The organism is Pseudomonas sp. S04, from assembly GCF_009834545.1.
Classification (GTDB): domain Bacteria; phylum Pseudomonadota; class Gammaproteobacteria; order Pseudomonadales; family Pseudomonadaceae; genus Aquipseudomonas.
This window is the reverse complement of the sequence record NZ_CP019427.1, coordinates 1-19,177: the sequence shown is the minus strand read 5'-3', so window position 1 is coordinate 19,177 and position 19,177 is coordinate 1. Positions and strand designations below refer to the sequence as shown.

Annotated in this window: 16 protein-coding genes; 7 read left to right on the top strand and 9 right to left on the bottom strand. The window is 60.6% G+C overall.

Annotated elements, in window-relative coordinates:
• Positions 1-6: 6 nt before the first annotated feature.
• Entirely contained in the window at positions 7-1,380 is a 1,374-nt protein-coding gene (gene trkA / locus PspS04_RS00080; protein WP_095165088.1) for a Trk system potassium transporter TrkA, read from the top strand.
• 88 nt (positions 1,381-1,468) lie between these two features.
• Positions 1,469-1,786, top strand: a complete 318-nt coding sequence (locus tag PspS04_RS00075) for a tetratricopeptide repeat protein (RefSeq protein WP_095165087.1) — start codon at positions 1,469-1,471, stop codon at positions 1,784-1,786.
• Between the two features lie 99 nt (positions 1,787-1,885).
• Here the strand turns inward: PspS04_RS00075 and PspS04_RS00070 are convergent, their stop codons facing one another.
• Together PspS04_RS00070 and PspS04_RS00065 are read right to left on the bottom strand one after the other, a co-directional pair.
• Positions 1,886-2,773 (bottom strand): lysophospholipid acyltransferase, encoded by an 888-nt coding sequence (locus PspS04_RS00070; RefSeq protein ID WP_095165086.1) that lies wholly within the window; start codon positions 2,771-2,773, stop codon positions 1,886-1,888.
• A 42-nt stretch (positions 2,774-2,815) separates the two neighbouring features.
• A complete protein-coding gene (locus tag PspS04_RS00065; RefSeq protein ID WP_095165085.1) occupies positions 2,816-3,373 on the bottom strand; it encodes a DNA-3-methyladenine glycosylase I in 558 nt (185 codons plus the stop codon).
• Positions 3,374-3,454: 81 nt separating this feature from the next.
• Here PspS04_RS00065 and glyQ point away from each other — a divergent pair, with 81 nt between their 5' ends.
• From glyQ to PspS04_RS00045, 4 genes are all read left to right on the top strand, one after another.
• Positions 3,455-4,408 (top strand): glycine--tRNA ligase subunit alpha, encoded by a 954-nt coding sequence (gene glyQ / locus PspS04_RS00060; protein ID WP_008155694.1) that lies wholly within the window; start codon positions 3,455-3,457, stop codon positions 4,406-4,408.
• Positions 4,405-6,459, top strand: coding sequence for a glycine--tRNA ligase subunit beta (glyS, locus tag PspS04_RS00055; RefSeq protein ID WP_159992946.1), 2,055 nt, complete (start codon positions 4,405-4,407; stop codon positions 6,457-6,459). The genes glyQ and glyS overlap by 4 nt, the downstream gene beginning before the upstream one ends.
• Positions 6,460-6,465: 6 nt before the next feature.
• Positions 6,466-6,999, top strand: a complete 534-nt coding sequence (gene gmhB / locus PspS04_RS00050) for a D-glycero-beta-D-manno-heptose 1,7-bisphosphate 7-phosphatase (protein WP_159992944.1) — start codon at positions 6,466-6,468, stop codon at positions 6,997-6,999.
• A gap of 83 nt (positions 7,000-7,082) precedes the next feature.
• Positions 7,083-7,853 (top strand): lysophospholipid acyltransferase family protein, encoded by a 771-nt coding sequence (locus PspS04_RS00045; protein WP_095165082.1) that lies wholly within the window; start codon positions 7,083-7,085, stop codon positions 7,851-7,853.
• A gap of 177 nt (positions 7,854-8,030) precedes the next feature.
• On the opposite strand, the gene PspS04_RS00040 is transcribed toward PspS04_RS00045, so the two are convergent.
• The 3 genes from PspS04_RS00040 to PspS04_RS00030 all read right to left on the bottom strand — a co-directional run bounded on the left by PspS04_RS00040 (position 8,031) and on the right by PspS04_RS00030 (position 12,001).
• The gene (locus PspS04_RS00040; RefSeq protein WP_159992942.1) at positions 8,031-10,337 is read right to left on the bottom strand and encodes a CHASE2 domain-containing protein; all 2,307 of its coding nucleotides are present in this window, start codon (positions 10,335-10,337) and stop codon (positions 8,031-8,033) included.
• 18 nt (positions 10,338-10,355) lie between these two features.
• Positions 10,356-11,339: a FecR family protein gene (locus PspS04_RS00035; protein WP_159992940.1), complete on the bottom strand. Its 984-nt coding sequence runs from the start codon at positions 11,337-11,339 to the stop codon at positions 10,356-10,358.
• A 371-nt stretch (positions 11,340-11,710) separates the two neighbouring features.
• Positions 11,711-12,001: a hypothetical protein gene (locus PspS04_RS00030; protein ID WP_159992938.1), complete on the bottom strand. Its 291-nt coding sequence runs from the start codon at positions 11,999-12,001 to the stop codon at positions 11,711-11,713.
• 190 nt (positions 12,002-12,191) lie between these two features.
• Between PspS04_RS00030 and PspS04_RS00025 the strand changes: the two genes are divergently transcribed.
• A complete protein-coding gene (locus PspS04_RS00025) occupies positions 12,192-12,902 on the top strand; it encodes a response regulator transcription factor (RefSeq protein WP_159992936.1) in 711 nt (236 codons plus the stop codon).
• Positions 12,903-12,970: 68 nt separating this feature from the next.
• Here PspS04_RS00025 and gyrB read toward each other — a convergent pair whose 3' ends face one another.
• The 4 genes from gyrB to dnaA are packed head-to-tail and all read right to left on the bottom strand — an operon-like array spanning position 12,971 to position 19,177.
• Entirely contained in the window at positions 12,971-15,388 is a 2,418-nt protein-coding gene (gene gyrB, locus PspS04_RS00020; protein ID WP_095165077.1) for a DNA topoisomerase (ATP-hydrolyzing) subunit B, read from the bottom strand.
• A 4-nt stretch (positions 15,389-15,392) separates the two neighbouring features.
• Positions 15,393-16,496, bottom strand: a complete 1,104-nt coding sequence (gene recF, locus PspS04_RS00015) for a DNA replication/repair protein RecF (RefSeq protein WP_019694407.1) — start codon at positions 16,494-16,496, stop codon at positions 15,393-15,395.
• A 20-nt stretch (positions 16,497-16,516) separates the two neighbouring features.
• On the bottom strand, positions 16,517-17,620 hold the full coding sequence (dnaN, locus tag PspS04_RS00010; protein WP_095165074.1) for a DNA polymerase III subunit beta: 1,104 nt from the start codon (positions 17,618-17,620) through the stop codon (positions 16,517-16,519).
• A gap of 39 nt (positions 17,621-17,659) precedes the next feature.
• The gene (gene dnaA, locus PspS04_RS00005) at positions 17,660-19,177 is read right to left on the bottom strand and encodes a chromosomal replication initiator protein DnaA (RefSeq protein WP_159992934.1); all 1,518 of its coding nucleotides are present in this window, start codon (positions 19,175-19,177) and stop codon (positions 17,660-17,662) included.

Here is a 19,177-nt window from a genome sequence, read left to right as displayed (position 1 = left end):
AGACGGATGAAGATCATCATCCTCGGCGCAGGGCAGGTGGGTGGATCACTGGCAGAACATCTGGCCAGCGAAGCGAACGACATCACTGTGGTCGACACCGACGGCGAACGCCTGCGCGATCTCGGCGATCGCCTCGACATCCGCACGGTGCAAGGTCGCGGCTCGTTGCCTACGGTGCTGCGCCAGGCCGGCGCCGACGACGCCGACATGCTGGTGGCCGTGACCAACAGCGACGAAACCAACATGGTCGCCTGCCAGGTCGCCCATACCCTGTTCCACACCCCGACCAAGATCGCCCGGGTGCGCGAGGCGTCCTACCTGACCCGCGCCGAGCTGTTCGACAATGACGCGATTCCGGTCGATGTGCTGATCAGCCCGGAACAAGTAGTGACCAACTACATCAAGCGCCTGATCGAACACCCCGGTGCCCTGCAGGTGATCGACTTCGCCGAGGGCAAGGCCCAGTTGGTGGCGGTCAAGGCCTACTACGGCGGACCGCTGGTAGGCCAGCAACTGCGCCAGTTGCGCGAACACATGCCGAACGTCGATACCCGGGTGGCGGCGATTTTCCGGCGTGACCGGCCGATCCTGCCGCAAGGCAACACCGTAATCGAGGCCGACGATGAAGTGTTTTTCATTGCCGCCCGAGCCAACATTCGCGCGGTCATGAGCGAAATGCGCCGCCTCGACGAAAGCTACAAGCGCATCGTCATCGCCGGTGGCGGGCAGATTGGCGAGCGCCTGGCCGAGGCCATCGAAAGCCGCTACCAGGTCAAGATCATCGAGATGAACCCGGCCCGCTGCCGCTATCTGTCGGACACCCTCGACAGCACCGTGGTGTTGCAGGGCAGCGCATCGGACCGCGACTTGCTGCTGGAGGAGAACATCGCCGACGCCGATATCTTCCTGGCGCTGACCAACGACGATGAAGCCAACATCATGTCTTCGCTGCTGGCCAAGCGCCTGGGTGCGAAGAAGGTCATGACCATCATCAACAACCCCGCCTATGTGGACCTGATCCAGGGCGGTGACATCGACATCGCCATCAGCCCGCAACTGGCGACCATCGGCACCTTGCTGGCTCACGTGCGTCGAGGCGACATCGTCAGCGTGCACTCACTGCGCCGGGGGGCGGCAGAAGCCATCGAGGCAATTGCCCACGGTGACGAGAAGTCGAGCAAGGTCATCGGCAAGGCCATCGAGAACATCGCATTGCCGCCAGGTACCACCATTGGCGCGATCATCCGCGACGAGGAAGTGTTGATCGCCCACGACGACACAGTGATCGAAGCCGGGGACCATGTGATTCTGTTCCTTGTGGATAAAAAGCATATTCGCGATGTGGAGAAGCTGTTCCACGTGGGATTGAGCTTCTTCTGATCGCGGATTTGCGGCGCCTGGGCGGGCCTCTTCGCGAGTAAGCCGCAAGCGGGCACCCGCTCCTACATTGGATTTAAGGAATTGAACCATGCTCGAATCCCTGGAAAAAATGCTCGCCAAGGGTGTGGATAACTCATTGCTGCGCTTCGGGCTGGGCAAGGGGTATCTGGATCTGGGAGAAAACGCCAAGGCCGCCGAACACTTCACGCGCTGCGTGGCATTCGATCCGAAATATTCTGCGGCCTGGAAGCTATTGGGCAAGGCTCAGTTGGCGCTCGCGGACTATCCGGCCGCGCGCCAGGCCTGGGAACAGGGCCTGGAAGCTGCTCGCGCCCATGGCGACAAGCAGGCCGAAAAGGAAATGACGGTGTTCCTGAAAAAGCTCGATCGCACGAGCGCCCTGTAGGGGCGCGGTGCTCTTGAGACCATCGCGGCTTTTGTGGGAGCGGGCTTGCCCGCGATGGTCGTCAACGATGACACGGGTATCCTGAAGCTCAGTGAATCTTCAGTACCAGCGCTCTTCACCCGGCGGACGCTTCTTGAAGCGCTTCATGCTCCACATGTACTGGCTCGGATACGCCCGCACATAGCGTTCGACCACCTGGCTCATGGCCGCGCAGGACGTCTCGGTGTCGGTGCTGTACATCGCCTCGGGGGCGGCTTCCAGGATCACCTTGTAGCCCGAGCCGTCCGGCAGGCGCAGGGCGTGCAGGAATACCCCGACCGCCTTGCCGCCGGCGAGCATGTTCGGCACAAACTTGCTGGTCAGGGCCTTGGTGGCGAAAAAGGGCACGAAGATACCGGCCGATTCAGCCGGCTCCGGGTCAGCCGGGATCCCCACCGCGCCGCCTTTGCGCACTTCCTTGATGACACTGAGAATGCCTTCCTTGGTGGACGCCGCCACGCGGTTGCCCAGTTGCACGCGCTGCTTGCGCAGCAGTTCATCCACCGCCTTGAGCTTGGGTGGACGGTAGAAAATGATCGGTTTGCACTGGCTGCAATAGAAGTGGTTGAGCACCTCCCAGTTGCCCAGGTGGCTGGTGATGCCGACTACGCCCTTGCCCGACGCCAGGGCTTCCTTGAGCACCTCCAGGCCTTCGACTTCACGCACCAGGTCGATCGAACGCTGGGCAGGCCAGATCCACGCGCAGGCGCTTTCGGTCAGGGACTTGCCGATGTCCTTGAGACTCTGGCCCACCAGGCGCTCACGCTCGGCGGGGTCCATTTCAGGGAAACACTTGGCCAGGTTGATGCGCACCACGTCGCGGGAACGGTTGGGGGTTTTCCACATGACCCAGCCAATCGCCGCGCCCACCGCTTGCACTGCCCGCCACGGGAGCAGGGCAAACAACCTTAGAGCGCCTACCAGCAAGGCGCCTTTAAACTTATCCACAGGTCACTCCTGTTGTCTGAATCCTGTTGCGAGCCGGCTATTCTAACCGCGCACCGCCAACTCGGCGTAACGATCACAATCGCGGGTGTGGTCCATGACCATGCCAGAGGCCTGCATCAGGGCATAACAAATGGTCGGCCCGACGAACGTGAAACCGGCCTTTTTCAGCCCGCGACTCATTTCCACGGCGACCGGGGTCACGGCCGGCACCTGGCTGCGATCCTGAAAATGGTTGATGGTCGGCACCCCGCCAACAAACGACCACAGAAAGCCCACCGGATCTTCCAGCGCCAGCCAGGCCTGGGCGTTGCGCCGGGCGGCATTGAGTTTCAGGCGGTTGCGGATGATCCCGGGATCGAGCATCAGGTCATCGATTTCGGCGTCGCTCATCTGCGCCACGCGCTGCACATCAAAGCCGTACAGCACCTCACGGTAGCGTTCGCGCTTCTTCAGCACAGTGATCCATGACAGTCCGGCCTGGAACCCTTCGAGCAAAAGCAACTCGAACAAGCGCTGCGCATCGCGTAGCGGTACGCCCCACTCCTGATCGTGATAGGCCATGTACAGCGGATCTTCGGAACACCAAAAGCAGCGTGGCATAAGGCTCCAGGGGGCGTGCGCACGAACGAATCGGGTATACTCCCGCTCTTTAAATCGCAGCCCAAGAAACAGGTGAATTTCGTGAGCCAGCCTACGCCAGCCGTGCGTACCTTCCAAGACTTGATCCTCGCCCTCCAGCAATACTGGGCCGAGCAAGGTTGTGTGGTACTTCAGCCCTACGATATGGAAGTAGGCGCCGGCACTTTCCATACCGCCACGTTCCTGCGCGCCATCGGCCCGGAAACCTGGAACGCCGCTTATGTGCAGCCCAGTCGTCGCCCGACTGACGGCCGCTACGGCGAAAACCCGAACCGTCTGCAGCACTACTACCAGTTCCAGGTAGTCCTGAAGCCGAACCCGGACAACTTCCAGGAGCTGTACCTGGGCTCCCTCAAGCACGTGGGCCTGGATCCGCTGGTGCACGACATCCGTTTCGTCGAAGACAACTGGGAATCGCCGACCCTCGGCGCCTGGGGTCTGGGCTGGGAAGTCTGGCTCAACGGCATGGAAGTGACCCAATTCACTTACTTCCAGCAGGCGGGCGGCATCGAGTGCTACCCGGTGACCGGCGAAATCACCTACGGCCTCGAGCGCCTGGCCATGTACCTGCAAGGCGTGGACTCGGTCTATGACCTGGTCTGGGCTGACGGCCCGATGGGCAAGGTGACCTACGGCGACGTGTTCCACCAGAACGAAGTGGAGCAGTCGACCTACAACTTCGAGCACGCCAACGTCGAGAAGCTGTTCGAACTGTTCGACTTCTACGAAAGCGAAGCCAAGCGCCTGATCGAACTCGACCAGCCGCTGCCGCTGCCAAGCTACGAAATGGTGTTGAAGGCCTCGCACACCTTCAACCTGCTGGATGCGCGCCGGGCGATCTCGGTGACCGCGCGTCAGCAATACATCCTGCGTGTGCGCACCCTGGCGCGTTCCGTTGCGCAAGCCTACCTGCTGGCGCGCGCCAAGCTGGGCTTCCCGATGGCGACACCGGACCTGCGTGATGAAGTACTGGCCAAGCTGGAGGCTGCACAATGAGTGCGCAAGATTTCCTGGTTGAACTGGGCACCGAAGAGCTGCCACCCAAGGCCCTGAACACCCTGGCCGAGGCCTTCCTGGCCGGTATCGACAAGGGCCTGCAAGCTGCGGGCCTGGGCTATGAAGCCAAGCAGGTCTATGCCGCGCCACGGCGCCTGGCCGTGCTGATCAGCGCGCTGGCGACCCAGCAACCGGATCGCAGCATCAACCTCGACGGCCCGCCACGCCAGGCCGCGTTCGATGCCGAAGGCAACCCGACCCAGGCCGCCCTGGGTTTTGCCAAGAAGTGCGGTGTCGAGCTGAGCGAAATCGACCAGAGCGGCCCGAAACTGCGTTTCAGCCAGGTGATCAAGGGCAAGCCAACCGCCAGCCTGCTGCCGACCATCGTCGAAGATTCCCTCAATGACCTGCCGATTCCCAAGCGCATGCGCTGGGGTGCCCGCAAGGAAGAGTTCGTCCGTCCGACCCAATGGCTCGTCATGCTGCTGGGTGACCAGGTCATCGACTGCACCATCCTGGCCCAGAAGGCCGGTCGCGATTCCCGTGGTCACCGCTTCCACCACCCGGAAAACGTGCGCATCGGTTCGCCGGCAAGCTACCTGGCCGACCTGCGTGCCGCCTACGTGCTGGCTGACGCCAACGAGCGCCGCGAGATCATCAGCAAGCGCACCGAAGAGCTGGCCACCCGCCAGGAAGGCACGGCGATCGTTCCGCCAGCGCTGCTCGATGAAGTGACCGCGCTGGTCGAATGGCCAGTGCCGCTGGTGTGCTCGTTCGAAGAACGTTTCCTCGACGTGCCGCAAGAAGCCCTGATCACCACCATGCAGGACAACCAGAAGTACTTCTGCCTGCTGGATGCCGACGGCAAGTTGCTGCCACGCTTCATTACCGTGGCCAACATCGAGAGCAAAGACCCGCAGCAGATCATCGACGGTAACGAGAAAGTGGTTCGCCCACGCCTGACCGATGCCGAATTCTTCTTCAAGCAAGACAAGAAGCAGAAACTCGAAGACTTCAACCTGCGCCTGCAGAACGTGGTGTTCCAGGAAAAACTGGGCAGCGTCTACGACAAGGCCGAGCGCGTTTCCAAGCTCGCCGCCTTCATCGCCCCGCACATTGGCGGCAACGCTCAATGGGCTGCGCGCGCGGGCTTACTGTCCAAGTGCGACCTGGCGACCGAAATGGTCGGTGAGTTCCCGGAGATGCAAGGCGTCGCCGGTTACTACTACGCCCTCAACGATGGCGAGCCAGAAGACGTTGCCCTGGCCCTGAACGAGCAGTACATGCCGCGCGGTGCTGGCGCCGAGCTGCCGAGCACCCTGACCGGTGCGGCCGTGGCGATCGCCGACAAACTCGACACCCTGGTCGGCATCTTCGGTATCGGCATGCTGCCAACCGGCAGCAAAGACCCGTATGCCCTGCGCCGTGCAGCGCTGGGCGTGTTGCGCATCCTGATCGACAAGAAGCTGGAACTCGACCTGACCGACGCCGTGGCCTTCGCCGTGGCAGCCTTCGGGGCCAAGGTCAAGTCCGCAGGCCTGGCTGACTCGGTGCTGGAGTTCATCTTCGACCGCCTGCGTGCGCGTTACGAAGACGAAGGCGTGGACGTGGCTACCTACCTGTCGGTGCGTGCCCTGAACCCGGGTTCGGCGCTGGACTTCGATCAACGCGTGCAGGCGGTACAAGCCTTCCGTCAGTTGCCTGAAGCCGCCGCCCTGGCCGCGGTGAACAAGCGCGTGTCGAACCTGCTGAGCAAGCTCGAAGGCAGCGTACCGACCACGGTTGAGGCCAAGTACTTCGACAACGCCAACGAGTTCTCCCTGTACTCGGCGATCCAGCAAGCGGACCAGGCTGTGCAGCCAATGGCCGCCGCTCGCCAGTACCGTGAAGCACTGGCGCGCCTGGCAGCCCTGCGCGAGCCAGTGGATGCGTTCTTCGAAGCGGTAATGGTCAATGCCGAAGACGCCAACGTGCGGGCTAACCGTTACGCACTGCTGGCACGCTTGCGTGGCCTGTTCCTGGGCGTTGCCGACATTTCGTTGCTGGGGTAAGACCGTTTGAAACTGCTGATTCTCGATCGGGACGGGGTGATCAATCATGACTCCGACGCTTACATCAAGTCGGTGGCGGAGTGGATTCCACTGCCGGGATCGATCGCAGCCATCGCGCAGTTGAGCAAGGCCGGCTGGACGGTAGCGGTTGCTACCAACCAGTCGGGCATCGCTCGTGGCTATTACGATGTCGCCACCCTGGACGCCATGCATGCGCGCTTGCGTACGCTGGTGGCCGAGCAGGGTGGCGAACTCGGCCTGATCGTCTACTGCCCCCACGGGCCGGACGCAGGCTGTGACTGTCGCAAGCCGAAACCCGGCATGCTAAAAACCATTGCCGCACATTACGACGTGCCGCTGACGGGCCTATGGTTCGTCGGCGACAGTCTCAGTGACCTGGAGGCGGCAAAAGCCGTCGACTCTCAGCCAGTCTTGGTAAAAACCGGTAAAGGCGCAAAGACTCAGGGCAAGACCCTGCCGGCAGGCACTTTGATTTTTGACGATCTGGCGGCGATTGCCGCAGAACTTATCAACAACTAGGGCGATTCTGACTTCCTGACCAAGGACTGTTCGGGAGCGCGCTTTTAGAAGGCGGGCACTGACCCGCAACGGTAATCGCGACCATGTCGATCTTGCAGGCAATCAGAACCTTTCTTTTTTACCTGCTGCTGGGCACCAGTTCGTTGCTGTGGTGCAGCCTGAGCTTTTTCATCGCGCCTTTCCTGCCGTTCAAGGCACGCTACCGTTTCATCAACGTCTACTGGTGCCGCTGCGCGCTGTGGCTGAGCAAGGTGTTCCTGGGCATCCGCTATGAAGTCAAAGGCGCCGAGAACGTCCCGGACCAGCCGTGCGTGATCCTGTCGAACCACCAGAGCACCTGGGAGACCTTCTTTCTCTCCGCGTACTTCGAGCCCTTGAGCCAAGTGCTCAAGCGCGAGTTGCTGTTCGTGCCGTTCTTCGGCTGGGCAATGGCCATGCTGCGCCCGATCGCCATCGACCGCGACAACCCGAAGGCCGCCCTCAAGCATGTCGCCAAGAAGGGTGACGAACTGCTCAAGGACAAGGTCTGGGTGCTGATTTTCCCGGAAGGCACCCGCGTACCGTTTGGTACTGTCGGCAAGTTCTCCCGGGGCGGTACGGCGCTGGCGGTCAACGCCCAGTTGCCGGTGCTGCCGATTGCGCACAACGCTGGCAAGTTCTGGCCGAAAACCGGCTGGGCGAAGAAGCCGGGGGTTATCACCGTGGTCATCGGCGCGCCAATGTACGCCGAAGGCAGCGGGCCGCGGGCGGTTGCCGAGTTGAACGACCGCGCTGCCGCATGGAATGAGCAGACCCAGCGCGACATGGGCTCACTGCCGCCACTGTCCGCTGCGGTGGATAAACAAGCGCAGTGATTCTGTGGATAACCTGTGCACGGATTTCCTGCTGAATGCTTTATTCTTTATCTAACTTAATGATTTATATGCATATTTCTTAAGCTGATAAAACTCCGTAAAACGTGCATAAGTTTTCCCAGTGATAAAAAAACCGGCCATGGATGCCGGTTTTTTTATGCCCGTTCGAACCACCAATCAATCCTCCAGTAACGGCAACTCAACCCGGAAAGTCGTGCCCTCGGCGACCCGGCTTTGACAGAGGATCCGCCCGCCATGGCGATCCACTACCGCCTTGACCATCGACAGTCCCAGGCCCAAGCCTTCACTGCCCTGCGAGGATGCAAAGCGCCGGTACTGGCTGAATAACTCTGGTAGCTCCTCGGCCGCGATACCCTGGCCCTGATCACTGATCTCACAGCTCAGCCAGCCCTGTGCACAACTGACCCGCAGCCGTACCTGGCTCCCGGCCGGGCTGTACTTGATGGCGTTCTCCAACAGATTGAACAGGGCCCGGGTCAGCAGCGACTGGTCCGCCAGCACCATGCCTTCGGCTTCGTCATCCAGGTCATGCAGCAGCTCGATCTGTTTCAGCTGGGCGCTGCTCATGGCTTGATCGAATGCGTCGAGCACCAACATTGCAAACATGCTCGGCGCGAACTGATAGGCCTCCGATTCCGCCTTGGCCAGTTGTACGAAGGCTTCGGTCAGGCCCAGGGCCTTGCGCACCTGTAGCTCGATCTGACTGTGCAGGTGCGGGTCCGCGCTGCCTTGTTGATGCTGCACGTCGAGCAGGGCCAGGATCGCCGAGTGCGGCGCACGCAGATCATGGGAAAGAAAGCGCAGCAGCACCGCGCGCTGTTCCTCGGCCTCACGCTCAAGGCTCAGGTCGGTCAGGCTGAGCAGCCAGCCAATCGCCACGCCGCCTTCAGCCGGCAGCAACGGTGCCAGCTCCAGCCGCAGACTGCGTCCCTGATGGTCGCGAAACTCGCTGCTGCCCAGGGTCGAAACCGCCGGCAAAGCCCCTTCCTGCAGCCCTGGATAACCTAGTCCGGCCAGGCGGGCCACCAGTGGCTCACCCACCAGGTCATCGGCGAACAGCGCGCGGGCATTGCGGTTGGCCAACAGCACTTGGCCATCCGGTCCGCTGATCAAGGTCGCCACTGGCAAGTACTCCAGGCCATCGGCAATAAACCGACGAGTATCGCGGGTGCGACTCATGGCCTGTTCCAGGGCGACAATCTGTCCCTGAAGTACATCGCCAGCCGGGGCCGCTGTACGCCGGCGCTCGGGGAATACCTTGGGTTCGTTATCCAGCCTCTCCAGTTCCCAGCCGAAATAGGCGAGCACCGCATTCAGGCGACGCCAGTTCCAGATCAGATAGCCCAGTAGCATCCCCAGCAGGCTGGCCATCGGCGACCACCACCATCCTGCCCGCAGCAATAACGCAGAGACCAGCAGGGCACTCGCCATGCCGCCCAGGGTCAACCACAGCGCGCGCCGCGGCCGGAACAGCAGCAGGGCCAGCAGTCCGGCAACCAGGGCTGTGGATAAACTCAGCGTCCAGCCATTGCCCAGCACCAGGATGCTGCGCTGTTGCAGCAGGCCGTTGAGTAGATTGGCCTGGATCTCGATGCCCGGTGTGGTGCCGAGGCTCGCTGACTGTGGTGTCACATAGCGGTCGCCCAGGCCCGGCGCGGTGGACCCGATCAGAATCAAGCGGTCGCGCAACAGTTGCGCTGGCACGTCCCCACGCAACACGCTGGCGTAAGGCACTGTGGGAAATCCACCAGGCTGGCTGATGAACGGAATACGCACGCTATTGGCCCGTTGCCAGCCTTGCACCGTCTGCGGCGCATACGAGCCGGGCAGGGCGGCAGGAGCGTCGGTGCTCGCTTGGTAGAGCAGCCACGCCAATTGCGCTCGCAGTTGCGGCGCCGGACCTTCACGCAGGTAGACACTACGTACCTTGCCGTCAGCGTCCGCTTCGGCATTGATGTGTCCGACCCCTTTGGCGCATTGGCTCAAGGGTGCCACGGGTTCGATCTCACCCAGTGGTTGGTCAAAGCGAGCGGCCCCTTCGCGCAGCAACGGAATGTACACATTGCCGGCCCGGCAGAGTGCCTGGGCCAGGCGCTGGTCATTCTCGGGGGAGGAGTCCGGCTCGCTGAAGATCACATCGAACAACACGCCCTTGGGCTCGGCCGCGGTCAACCGGTCGAGCAGGTCGGCGTGCACGGTCCGCGGCCAGGGCCACTTGCCGAGTTGCTGCAGGCTGTAGTCGTCGATGGTCACGATGAGAATGCGCGGGTCGACCGGCAGCGGGCTCAAGCGTCGCAGGTTGTCGTACAGCAAGTTGCTCAGGGTCAGGCCGTGGCTCAGGGACAATACCGCCGTCAGCGGCAGCAGGATCAGGCTGACCCCTAGCCATTCGCGGACCATTCGCCGAAACAATCGCTGCGCCTGGGTCGGCTCGCGACCTTCCTTCCTTGGCCAGCGCGTCATCGGCCCATCGCCGCGGCGCTATTGGACCCGTGAGGGGCTGGGGTAATAGAAGATGTCATATACCCCGGTTTCTCCTTCAAGCCCCTGCTGATCGAATGCCGAGAGCCGAACGTGATAATAAAACGCCTTCAATCCGCTGAAATTGATCTCTGGCGTATCGGAAAACTGTTCCTGCTTGATGTTCATGAACCCGGAATCGGTGGCGACCTGGGCCCGATAACGCGTGGCGCCTTCCAGCGGTTTCATGATCAATTTCCAGACCGGTGTCGGGCCCGTCTGCCCGGCCTGGCCGAGCAATCGAGGAGCCGGAAGCAGGTCGCTGGGAGTCAACTTGCCTTCCTTCTGGATGCGCAGCCCCTGGCGAGCCATGACCTGTACTTCATCATCCGCGCGGGCTACGGGCAAGGGTTTGCCCGCAGGTTTTTTCGCCAGCTCATCCCGATCCACGGCCACCTGGCCATTGAGCACCTCGAGCAGCGAGTGCCCGGTAGCATCGTTGCGCACCCGAAAGTGGGTACCGCGAACGCCGAGCACACCTACCGGTGTGACGATCTGGAAACGATCATAGTCGCTGGCGCGCTTGATCACATAAGACTCGACCTGACCTTGTTGCAGAAGGACCTGAGGCACCTTGAGCTCATCGTTGAGGCTCAGGGTGACCTGGGAGCTGGAGGGCAGGACGATACGCGAGCCATCACCCAGGGACAGGCTGACAAAGGCTGTAGGAGAAGTCTTCACGCCTTCCTCCTCATCCACCGTCATGCCTTCCTCCAGCGCCACCTGCTGGCCCTTGCGATCAAGCTTCCAGGCTTCGCCCGTCAGGTGTTCGACCGTAGCGGGCAGCGGTTGGCCACGGCATTGCTGCTGGTCATCGATGTAGGGCAGGCGCTTGGCGCTGGAAGAGGCGGCAGTGGCGCTCTGGGTCAACGGACCGACCAGGCCTGCCACGAGCAACAGGCAAGTACCCAAGTGGCGACAGTGCAAGGAGGAGATTGGAGTCATGGGATTCGCTTTGGCGCATTTTCTGAAAATCTGTTCGAGCCGCTGAGTCAACAGCAGCACGCACCATACCTGACGGGGCGCTGCGCCAGGTAGGCAGATTTGCACAGACCTGAAGGGATTGAGGTGACACGTCCCTGTGTCGGCCGGATCTGTCAGGATCCAGCGTGGATCTTGAGCGGCTCCCTGTTTTCCCCCTGGACTGCAGACCGCAAGCGAACCGGCGATCGGCGGTCCCGCCAGGTTGGCGTCGACACTCCCTGTGTCGGAGCACTTCCGAATGCTCCATTGCCGCTCGACACTTACGAATTTACCTACACCAATGACCGAAAAGTCGATTCTGCATATTTGTTCAGAATTCTCCGTCCAGCCCTTCAGAACACCCAGCGCGGTTGGTCTTCCCGGGTTCGCAAACGCGTGCCCTGGTCGCCGTCCTCGGCGCCGCTGACCGGGGCAAAACCCCGTGAATCACTGAAGCCGACATTGATCACTGCCGGGCTGTAGTAGCGTGGCGCCTGCGCCACGGGCGCAGCCGCGGTGCTGGAGTTCACCGTGGGCGAAGCCATCCCCATACTGGTGAAAAATGCCAAACACAGGCACCGGGTCAGCACCACGCCCAAGGTCACCTCCGACATCCCGGCGCGAAGATCCAACCTGCTAACCATCGTTCCTTTCCTTGCGCCATCGAGTCAGATTTTGGCCAGTTACCGGCTAATTGATATCAGCGTAACCAGCCATCACTCGACCTGGAGCAAATCGCCATAATTGTTCAGATTCAACCAATCAGCCTAAACTCGCTCCGGCACGGCCTTGCCTTGCCCGTCCACACTTCACGAAATAAAGGAACGACCCCGAATGCGTGTCGCCATACTGGATGACGAACCCGCCGAGCTACGCCGGGTGGAACAGACACTGCGACAGATGCCGGAAGCCGGGGAAGACGCCTGGAGCTTGCACAGTTTCGAGCGCGGCGAGGAACTGTTGCGGCAACTGCGGCGCGAGACCTTCGACCTGTTGATCCTCGACTGGCAAGTGCCAGACCTCAGTGGCCTGGCGCTGTTGCGCTGGACGCGCGAGCACATGGAAGCCCCGCCGGCGGCGATCATGCTCACCAGCCGCGATGCCGAGAGCGATATTGTCCAGGCGCTTAACGCCGGGGCAGACGATTACCTCAGCAAACCCTTTCGCCCCAACGAGCTCAAGGCCCGGGTCAATGCGGTGCTGCGCCGCCATGGCGTGTTGCGCCACGCCGCCAGCGAAGTGCAGAGCTTCAACGACCTGGTGTTCGATGACGCCGAGCTCACGGTCACCCGTGCCGGTATCCCCATCAGTTGTACCGAGCGCGAGTACCGCCTGGCACGCTGCCTGTTCGCCAACCTGGGTCGACCGTTGTCCCGGGAATACCTGTACCAGCGTTTCTGGACCCATGAAGAAATGGTCTCTTCCCGACCGCTGGACACCCATATCTACCGCTTGCGCAACAAGCTGGGGCTGACCGCCGACCGGGGTTGGCAACTGCTGACGATCTACGGTTACGGCTATCGACTGGAAAGCGTCAGCGCCTGAAACCAGCGAGCAATAAAAAAGGCCAACGCGATGCGTTGGCCTTTTTGTTTACTGCAGGAGAAACCGGATCAGAAGTCCAGGTTCGACACTGCCAGAGCGTTGCTTTCGATGAAGTCACGGCGTGGCTCGACCGCATCACCCATCAGGGTGTTGAAGATCTGGTCCGCGCCAATGGCGTCTTCGATGGTCACTTTGAGCATCCGGCGCTGTGCTGGGTCCATGGTGGTTTCCCACAGCTGATCCGGGTTCATCTCGCCCAGACCTTTGTAGCGCTGGATGGTGTGGCGCTTGGTGCTTTCGTTCATCAGCCACTCAAGGGCTTCCTTGAACTCGGTGATGGCTTTCTTGCGCTCGCCACGCTGGATGTACGCACCGTCGTCCAGCAGGGTGCTCAGTTGCGCGCCCAGGGAGACCACGGTCTTGTAGTCATTACTGCCGAAGAAGTCGCGGTTGAAAGTGACGTAGTTCGACAGGCCGTGGGAGATCAGTTCGACCTCCGGCAGCCAGACGTTACGCTCACGGTCTTCACGCAGGCTGGCCTTGTAGACCAGGCCCGACTTCTCGACGGTCCGCAGACGTACTTCGTACTGGGCCAGCCAATCCTGCATCGCTGCGTGATCGGACAACTGCTCCATGCTCACTGCCGGCAGGTAGATGAAGTGCTCAGTCAGCTCCTGCGGGTACAGACGCGACAGACGCTTGAGGGTCTTCATCACCAGGCGGAAGTCGTTCACCAAGCGCTCAAGGGCCTCACCGGAGATACCTGGCGCGTCCTCGTTCAGGTGCAGGCTCGCATCTTCCAGGGCCGACTGCGTCATGTATTCTTCCATGGCGTCGTCGTCTTTGATGTACTGCTCTTGCTTGCCTTTCTTCACCTTGTACAACGGCGGCTGGGCGATGTAGATGTAGCCACGCTCGATCAGCTCCGGCAACTGACGGAAGAAGAAGGTCAGCAGCAGGGTACGGATGTGCGAACCGTCGACGTCAGCATCGGTCATGATGATGATGTTGTGATAACGCAACTTGTCGATGTTGTACTCGTCACGGCCGATACCGCAGCCCAGCGCGGTAATCAAGGTGCCCACTTCCTGGGAAGAGATCATCTTGTCGAAGCGTGCCTTCTCCACGTTGAGGATCTTGCCCTTGAGCGGCAGGATGGCCTGGGTGCGACGGTTACGACCCTGCTTGGCGGAACCGCCAGCAGAGTCACCTTCCACCAGGTACAGTTCGGAGAGGGCAGGGTCTTTTTCCTGGCAGTCCGCCAGTTTGCCCGGCAGGCCGGCGATATCCAGCGCACCTTTACGACGCGTCATCTCACGAGCTTTACGCGCCGCTTCACGGGCACGGGCGGCGTCGATCATCTTGCCGACTACCAGCTTGGCTTCGTTCGGGTTTTCCAGCAGGAAGTCCGAGAAGTACTTGCCCATTTCCTGTTCGACCGCGGTCTTCACTTCGGAAGAAACCAGCTTGTCCTTGGTCTGGGAACTGAACTTCGGATCCGGCACTTTCACCGAAATGATTGCGGTCAGGCCTTCACGCGCATCGTCACCAGTGGTGGCGACTTTGTGCTTCTTGGCCAAGCCTTCGGCTTCGATGTAGGTGTTCAGGTTACGCGTCAGCGCGGAGCGGAAACCCACCAGGTGAGTGCCGCCATCGCGCTGGGGAATGTTGTTGGTGAAGCACAACAGGTTCTCGTTGAAGCTGTCGTTCCACTGCAGGGCGATTTCCACGCCAATGCCGTCTTCACGCTGGATGTTGAAGTGGAACACCTGGTTGACCGCAGTCTTGTTGGTGTTCAGGTATTCAACGAACGCACGCAGGCCGCCTTCGTACTTGAACAGCTCTTCCTTGCCGCTGCGCTCGTCCTTGAGGACGATACCCACACCGGAGTTGAGGAACGACAGTTCACGAATCCGCTTGGCCAGGATGTCCCAGCTGAAGTGGATGTTCTTGAAGGTTTCAGCCGATGGCTTGAAGTGGATCTGGGTACCGGTGGTCTCGCTTTCGCCAACGATCTTCATCGGCTCCTGCGGAACGCCGTGCACGTAGGTCTGTTCCCAGATCTTGCCGCTACGGCGAACGGTCAGGATCAGTTCTTCAGACAGTGCGTTCACTACCGACACACCTACACCGTGCAGACCGCCGGATACTTTGTAGGAGTTGTCGTCGAATTTACCGCCGGCGTGCAGCACGGTCATGATGACCTCGGCTGCCGAAACGCCTTCTTCTTTGTGCACGTCTACCGGAATGCCGCGACCGTTGTCGCGTACGGTGATCGATTCATCAGGGTGGATGATGATGCTGATGTCGTCGCAATGGCCAGCCAAAGCTTCGTCGATCGAGTTATCGACCACCTCGAACACCATGTGGTGCAGACCGCTGCCATCGTCTGTGTCACCAATGTACATACCGGGACGTTTGCGTACGGCATCCAGGCCTTTCAGCACTTTAATGCTCGTTGAGTCGTACGTATTTTCTTCGCTCATGCCTTCACTCCCGATGGTCGTGGGTCTGGGTGATACGGCCCTGTTCCACGTGGAACAAAGCGACTGGCGTTTCCGTCTGCCAGCCTTCCCTCAATAATTCGTGGTCTACACAGGTGATGAACACCTGGCAGCGTAAGTCTTCCAGCAAACGGCAAAGCGCGCGGCGGTGCTGCTCATCCAGTTCGGACGGCAAATCATCCACCAGATAAATACATTGGCCGCGCCGGGCCTGGCTGACCAAATGCCCTTGGGCGATCCGCAGGGCGCAAACCACCAACTTCTGCTGACCCCGGGACAAGATGTCCGCGGCATTGTGCGCGCCTAATCTAAGGCGCAAATCAGCGCGTTGCGGTCCGGCCTGGGTATGCCCCATTTGCTGATCCCGGTGTACGGACGCGGCGAGCACTGCACTCAGTTCCCGCTCTTTGTCCCAACCCCGGTAATAGCTAAGCGTTAAGCCCTCGAGTTCGACGAGTTCGCTCAAGGTCTGTTCAAAGACTGGTTTCAAGGCTTTGATGTAAGCGCGGCGGTATTCATCAATTTCAGCGCTGGCCTGGCACAATTCTCTGTCCCAAACCGCTTGCGAAACGGCGTCAAGTGTACCATGCCGCAGCCAAGAGTTTCTCTGGCGCAGGGCCTTCTGCAAGCGCTGCCAGGTGGACATGAAGCGCGGTTCCACGTGGAACACCCCCCAGTCCAGGAACTGACGGCGAATCTTCGGCGCACCTTCCAACAGGCGAAAACTGTCCGGGTTGATCAATTGCAGTGGCAGGATTTCTGCGAGTTGTGCGGCACTGCGGGCGTTCTGCCCATCGATGCGAATCTGAAACTCGCCTTGCCGATCACGGGAAATCCCCAGCGCGCTGTGGCCGCCTTCGGCCAATTCGACCTGGCCGAATACCGTACAGGCCAACTGTTCGTACTGGATCACCGGTAGCAGGCGGGTACTGCGAAACGAACGGGCGAGCCCCAGCAGATGGATGGCTTCCAACACACTGGTTTTTCCGCTGCCGTTGGCGCCGTACAGAATATTGATGCGGGGGGAGGGGGAGAAGGTCACCGGGTGCAGATTGCGCACCGCGGTGACCGAGACGCGACTGAGGGACATCTAGCGGCTGCTGAACATGTTTACAGGCGCATCGGCATGACAACGTAAGCCGAGTCGTCGTTGTCGGACTCTTGCACCAGCGCACTGCTGTTGGAGTCAGACAGGATCAAGCGCACCTGCTCGGTGGTCATCACGCCCAGCACGTCCAGCAAATAGCTGACGTTGAAGCCGATTTCCAGGGAGCCGCCGTTGTACTCAACGCCTACTTCTTCTTCCGCCTCTTCCTGTTCCGGGTTGTTCGCCTGGATCTTCAGCTGACCATTGGCCAGTTGCAGGCGAATGCCGCGGTACTTCTCGTTGGACAGAATCGCCGTACGGCTGAATGCTTCACGCAGGGCCTGGCGATCGCCCAGTACCAACTTGTCGCCGCCTTTTGGCAGGACGCGCTCGTAATCCGGGAACTTGCCGTCGACCAGTTTCGAGGTAAAGGTAAATTCACCGGTGGTGGCACGGATGTGGTGTTGGCCCAACACGATGCTCACGTTGCCGTCCGGCTCAGTCAGCAGGCGTGCCAGTTCCAGGATACCTTTGCGTGGCACGATCACCTGGTGGCGATCCGGTTGGCCGATGTCAGCCTGCATCGAGCACATGGCCAGACGGTGACCATCGGTAGCCACGGCGCGGATGATCCCGGCGGACACTTCCAGCAGCATGCCGTTGAGGTAGTAGCGAACATCCTGCTGCGCCATGGCAAAGCTGGTGCGCTCGATCAAACGACGCAGTTTGCTTTGCGCCAGGGTGCACGTCAGCGAACCCGGGCCTTCTTCCACGGTAGGGAAGTCGTTGGCTGGCAGGGTCGACAGGGTAAAACGGCTACGACCGGCCTTGACCACCAGCTTCTGCTCATCGAGCTTGATGTCGATCAGCGCGTCGTTCGGCAGGCTCTTGCAGATGTCCATCAGCTTGCGTGCCGGGACAGTGATTTCGCCCGGCTCGGCCGGTTCTTCAAGTTGCACACGACCGACCAGCTCGACTTCCAGGTCGGTACCGGTCAGCGACAACTGCTGGCCTTCGACAACCAGCAGCACGTTGGAAAGCACCGGCAAGGTCTGTCGGCGCTCGACGACGCCTGCGACCAGTTGCAGGGGTTTCAACAGGGCTTCGCGTTGAATGGTGAAATGCATGGTCTAGTCCCTTGCCTTAATAAGCTGCGCTGGTGTTCATCAAGTGGTCAGTGTACGCAGCAGGTTCTTGTAGTCCTCGCGGATGTCCGCGTCGGATTCCTTAAGTTCGTTGATCTTGCGGCAGGCGTGCAACACCGTGGTGTGATCGCGACCGCCAAACACATCACCGATTTCCGGCAGGCTGTGGTTGGTCAGTTCCTTGGACAGGGCCATGGCCACTTGACGTGGACGGGCCACCGAACGCGAACGGCGTTTGGACAGCAAGTCGGAAATCTTGATCTTGTAGTACTCGGCGACGGTGCGCTGAATGTTATCCACAGAGACCAGTTTGTCCTGGAGCGCCAACAGGTCTTTCAGGGATTCGCGAATCAACTCGATGGTGATGTCGCGGCCCATGAAGTGCGAGTGCGCGATAACACGCTTGAGCGCGCCTTCGAGTTCACGCACGTTGGAGCGAATGCGCTGGGCGATAAAGAACGCGGCATCGTGCGGCAGGTCGACTTTGGCCTGGTCGGCTTTCTTCATCAGAATCGCGACGCGGGTTTCCAGTTCAGGAGGCTCGACGGCAACCGTCAGGCCCCAGCCGAAGCGCGACTTCAAGCGCTCTTCAAGGCCTTCGATCTCCTTGGGATAACGGTCACTGGTGAGGATGACCTGCTGGCCACCTTCAAGCAGGGCGTTGAACGTGTGGAAAAACTCTTCCTGGGAACGTTCCTTGCGGGCGAAGAACTGAATGTCATCGATGAGCAGGGCGTCCACCGAACGGTAGAAACGCTTGAACTCGTTGATCGCATTCAGTTGCAGCGCCTTGACCATGTCGGCCACGAAGCGCTCGGAATGCAGGTACACGACCTTGGCATTCGGATTCTTCTTTAATAGATGGTTACCCACAGCGTGCATCAAGTGAGTTTTACCCAAGCCAACGCCGCCATACAGGAACAGCGGGTTGTAACCGTGCTTGGGATTGTCCGCGACCTGCCAGGCCGCAGCGCGGGCCAGCTGGTTGGACTTACCCTCGACGAAATTTTCGAAGGTAAAGGTCCGGTTCAGGTAACTGGTGTGCTTGAGCGCACCTTCTACCTGCACGGTACGTTGTTCGGCACGCACCGGGGCCTGTTGCGAACTGGCGCCAGCCATCGGATCGAAGCTGTCGCGGGACGGCTCTTCATTGACCTCGACGATTTTCTGCGTCGAACGCTTGCTGGTTGGAGCCGGCGTTGGTGTATTGACCGGTGCCGGCACCGCTGCAGCCTGGGCTTGCGATGCCGCAGCAGCCAAAGGTGCATTGGGCGCGGCCCGCGGTGCCGAACTGCGTTTGCTGCCTATTAATAAGGAAAGCGCAGGCGCCATGCCGTTGCCATGCTCATCCAGCAGTTCGAGCACGCGGCTCAGGTACTTTTCATTGACCCAGTCGAGAACAAAGCGATTCGGTGCGTAGACACGCAACTCGTCGCCTTCGGCTTCGACCTGTAGTGGACGGATCCAAGTGTTGAATTGTTGGGCAGGCAGCTCATCGCGCAAAAGCTCCACGCACTGCTGCCAAAGTTCCACTGACAC

Bases quoted from the DNA above. Each gene is read 5' to 3' on its own strand.
- trkA (WP_095165088.1), top strand. From the start codon at position 7: ATGAAGATCATCATCCTCGGCGCAGGGCAGGTGGGTGGATCACTGGCA.
- PspS04_RS00075 (WP_095165087.1), top strand. From the start codon at position 1,469: ATGCTCGAATCCCTGGAAAAAATGCTCGCCAAGGGTGTGGATAACTCA.
- PspS04_RS00065 (WP_095165085.1), bottom strand. From the start codon at position 3,373: ATGCCACGCTGCTTTTGGTGTTCCGAAGATCCGCTGTACATGGCCTAT.
- glyS (WP_159992946.1), top strand. From the start codon at position 4,405: ATGAGTGCGCAAGATTTCCTGGTTGAACTGGGCACCGAAGAGCTGCCA.
- PspS04_RS00045 (WP_095165082.1), top strand. From the start codon at position 7,083: ATGTCGATCTTGCAGGCAATCAGAACCTTTCTTTTTTACCTGCTGCTG.
- PspS04_RS00040 (WP_159992942.1), bottom strand. From the start codon at position 10,337: ATGACGCGCTGGCCAAGGAAGGAAGGTCGCGAGCCGACCCAGGCGCAG.
- PspS04_RS00035 (WP_159992940.1), bottom strand. From the start codon at position 11,339: ATGACTCCAATCTCCTCCTTGCACTGTCGCCACTTGGGTACTTGCCTG.
- PspS04_RS00030 (WP_159992938.1), bottom strand. From the start codon at position 12,001: ATGGTTAGCAGGTTGGATCTTCGCGCCGGGATGTCGGAGGTGACCTTG.
- PspS04_RS00025 (WP_159992936.1), top strand. From the start codon at position 12,192: ATGCGTGTCGCCATACTGGATGACGAACCCGCCGAGCTACGCCGGGTG.
- gyrB (WP_095165077.1), bottom strand. From the start codon at position 15,388: ATGAGCGAAGAAAATACGTACGACTCAACGAGCATTAAAGTGCTGAAA.
- recF (WP_019694407.1), bottom strand. From the start codon at position 16,496: ATGTCCCTCAGTCGCGTCTCGGTCACCGCGGTGCGCAATCTGCACCCG.
- dnaN (WP_095165074.1), bottom strand. From the start codon at position 17,620: ATGCATTTCACCATTCAACGCGAAGCCCTGTTGAAACCCCTGCAACTG.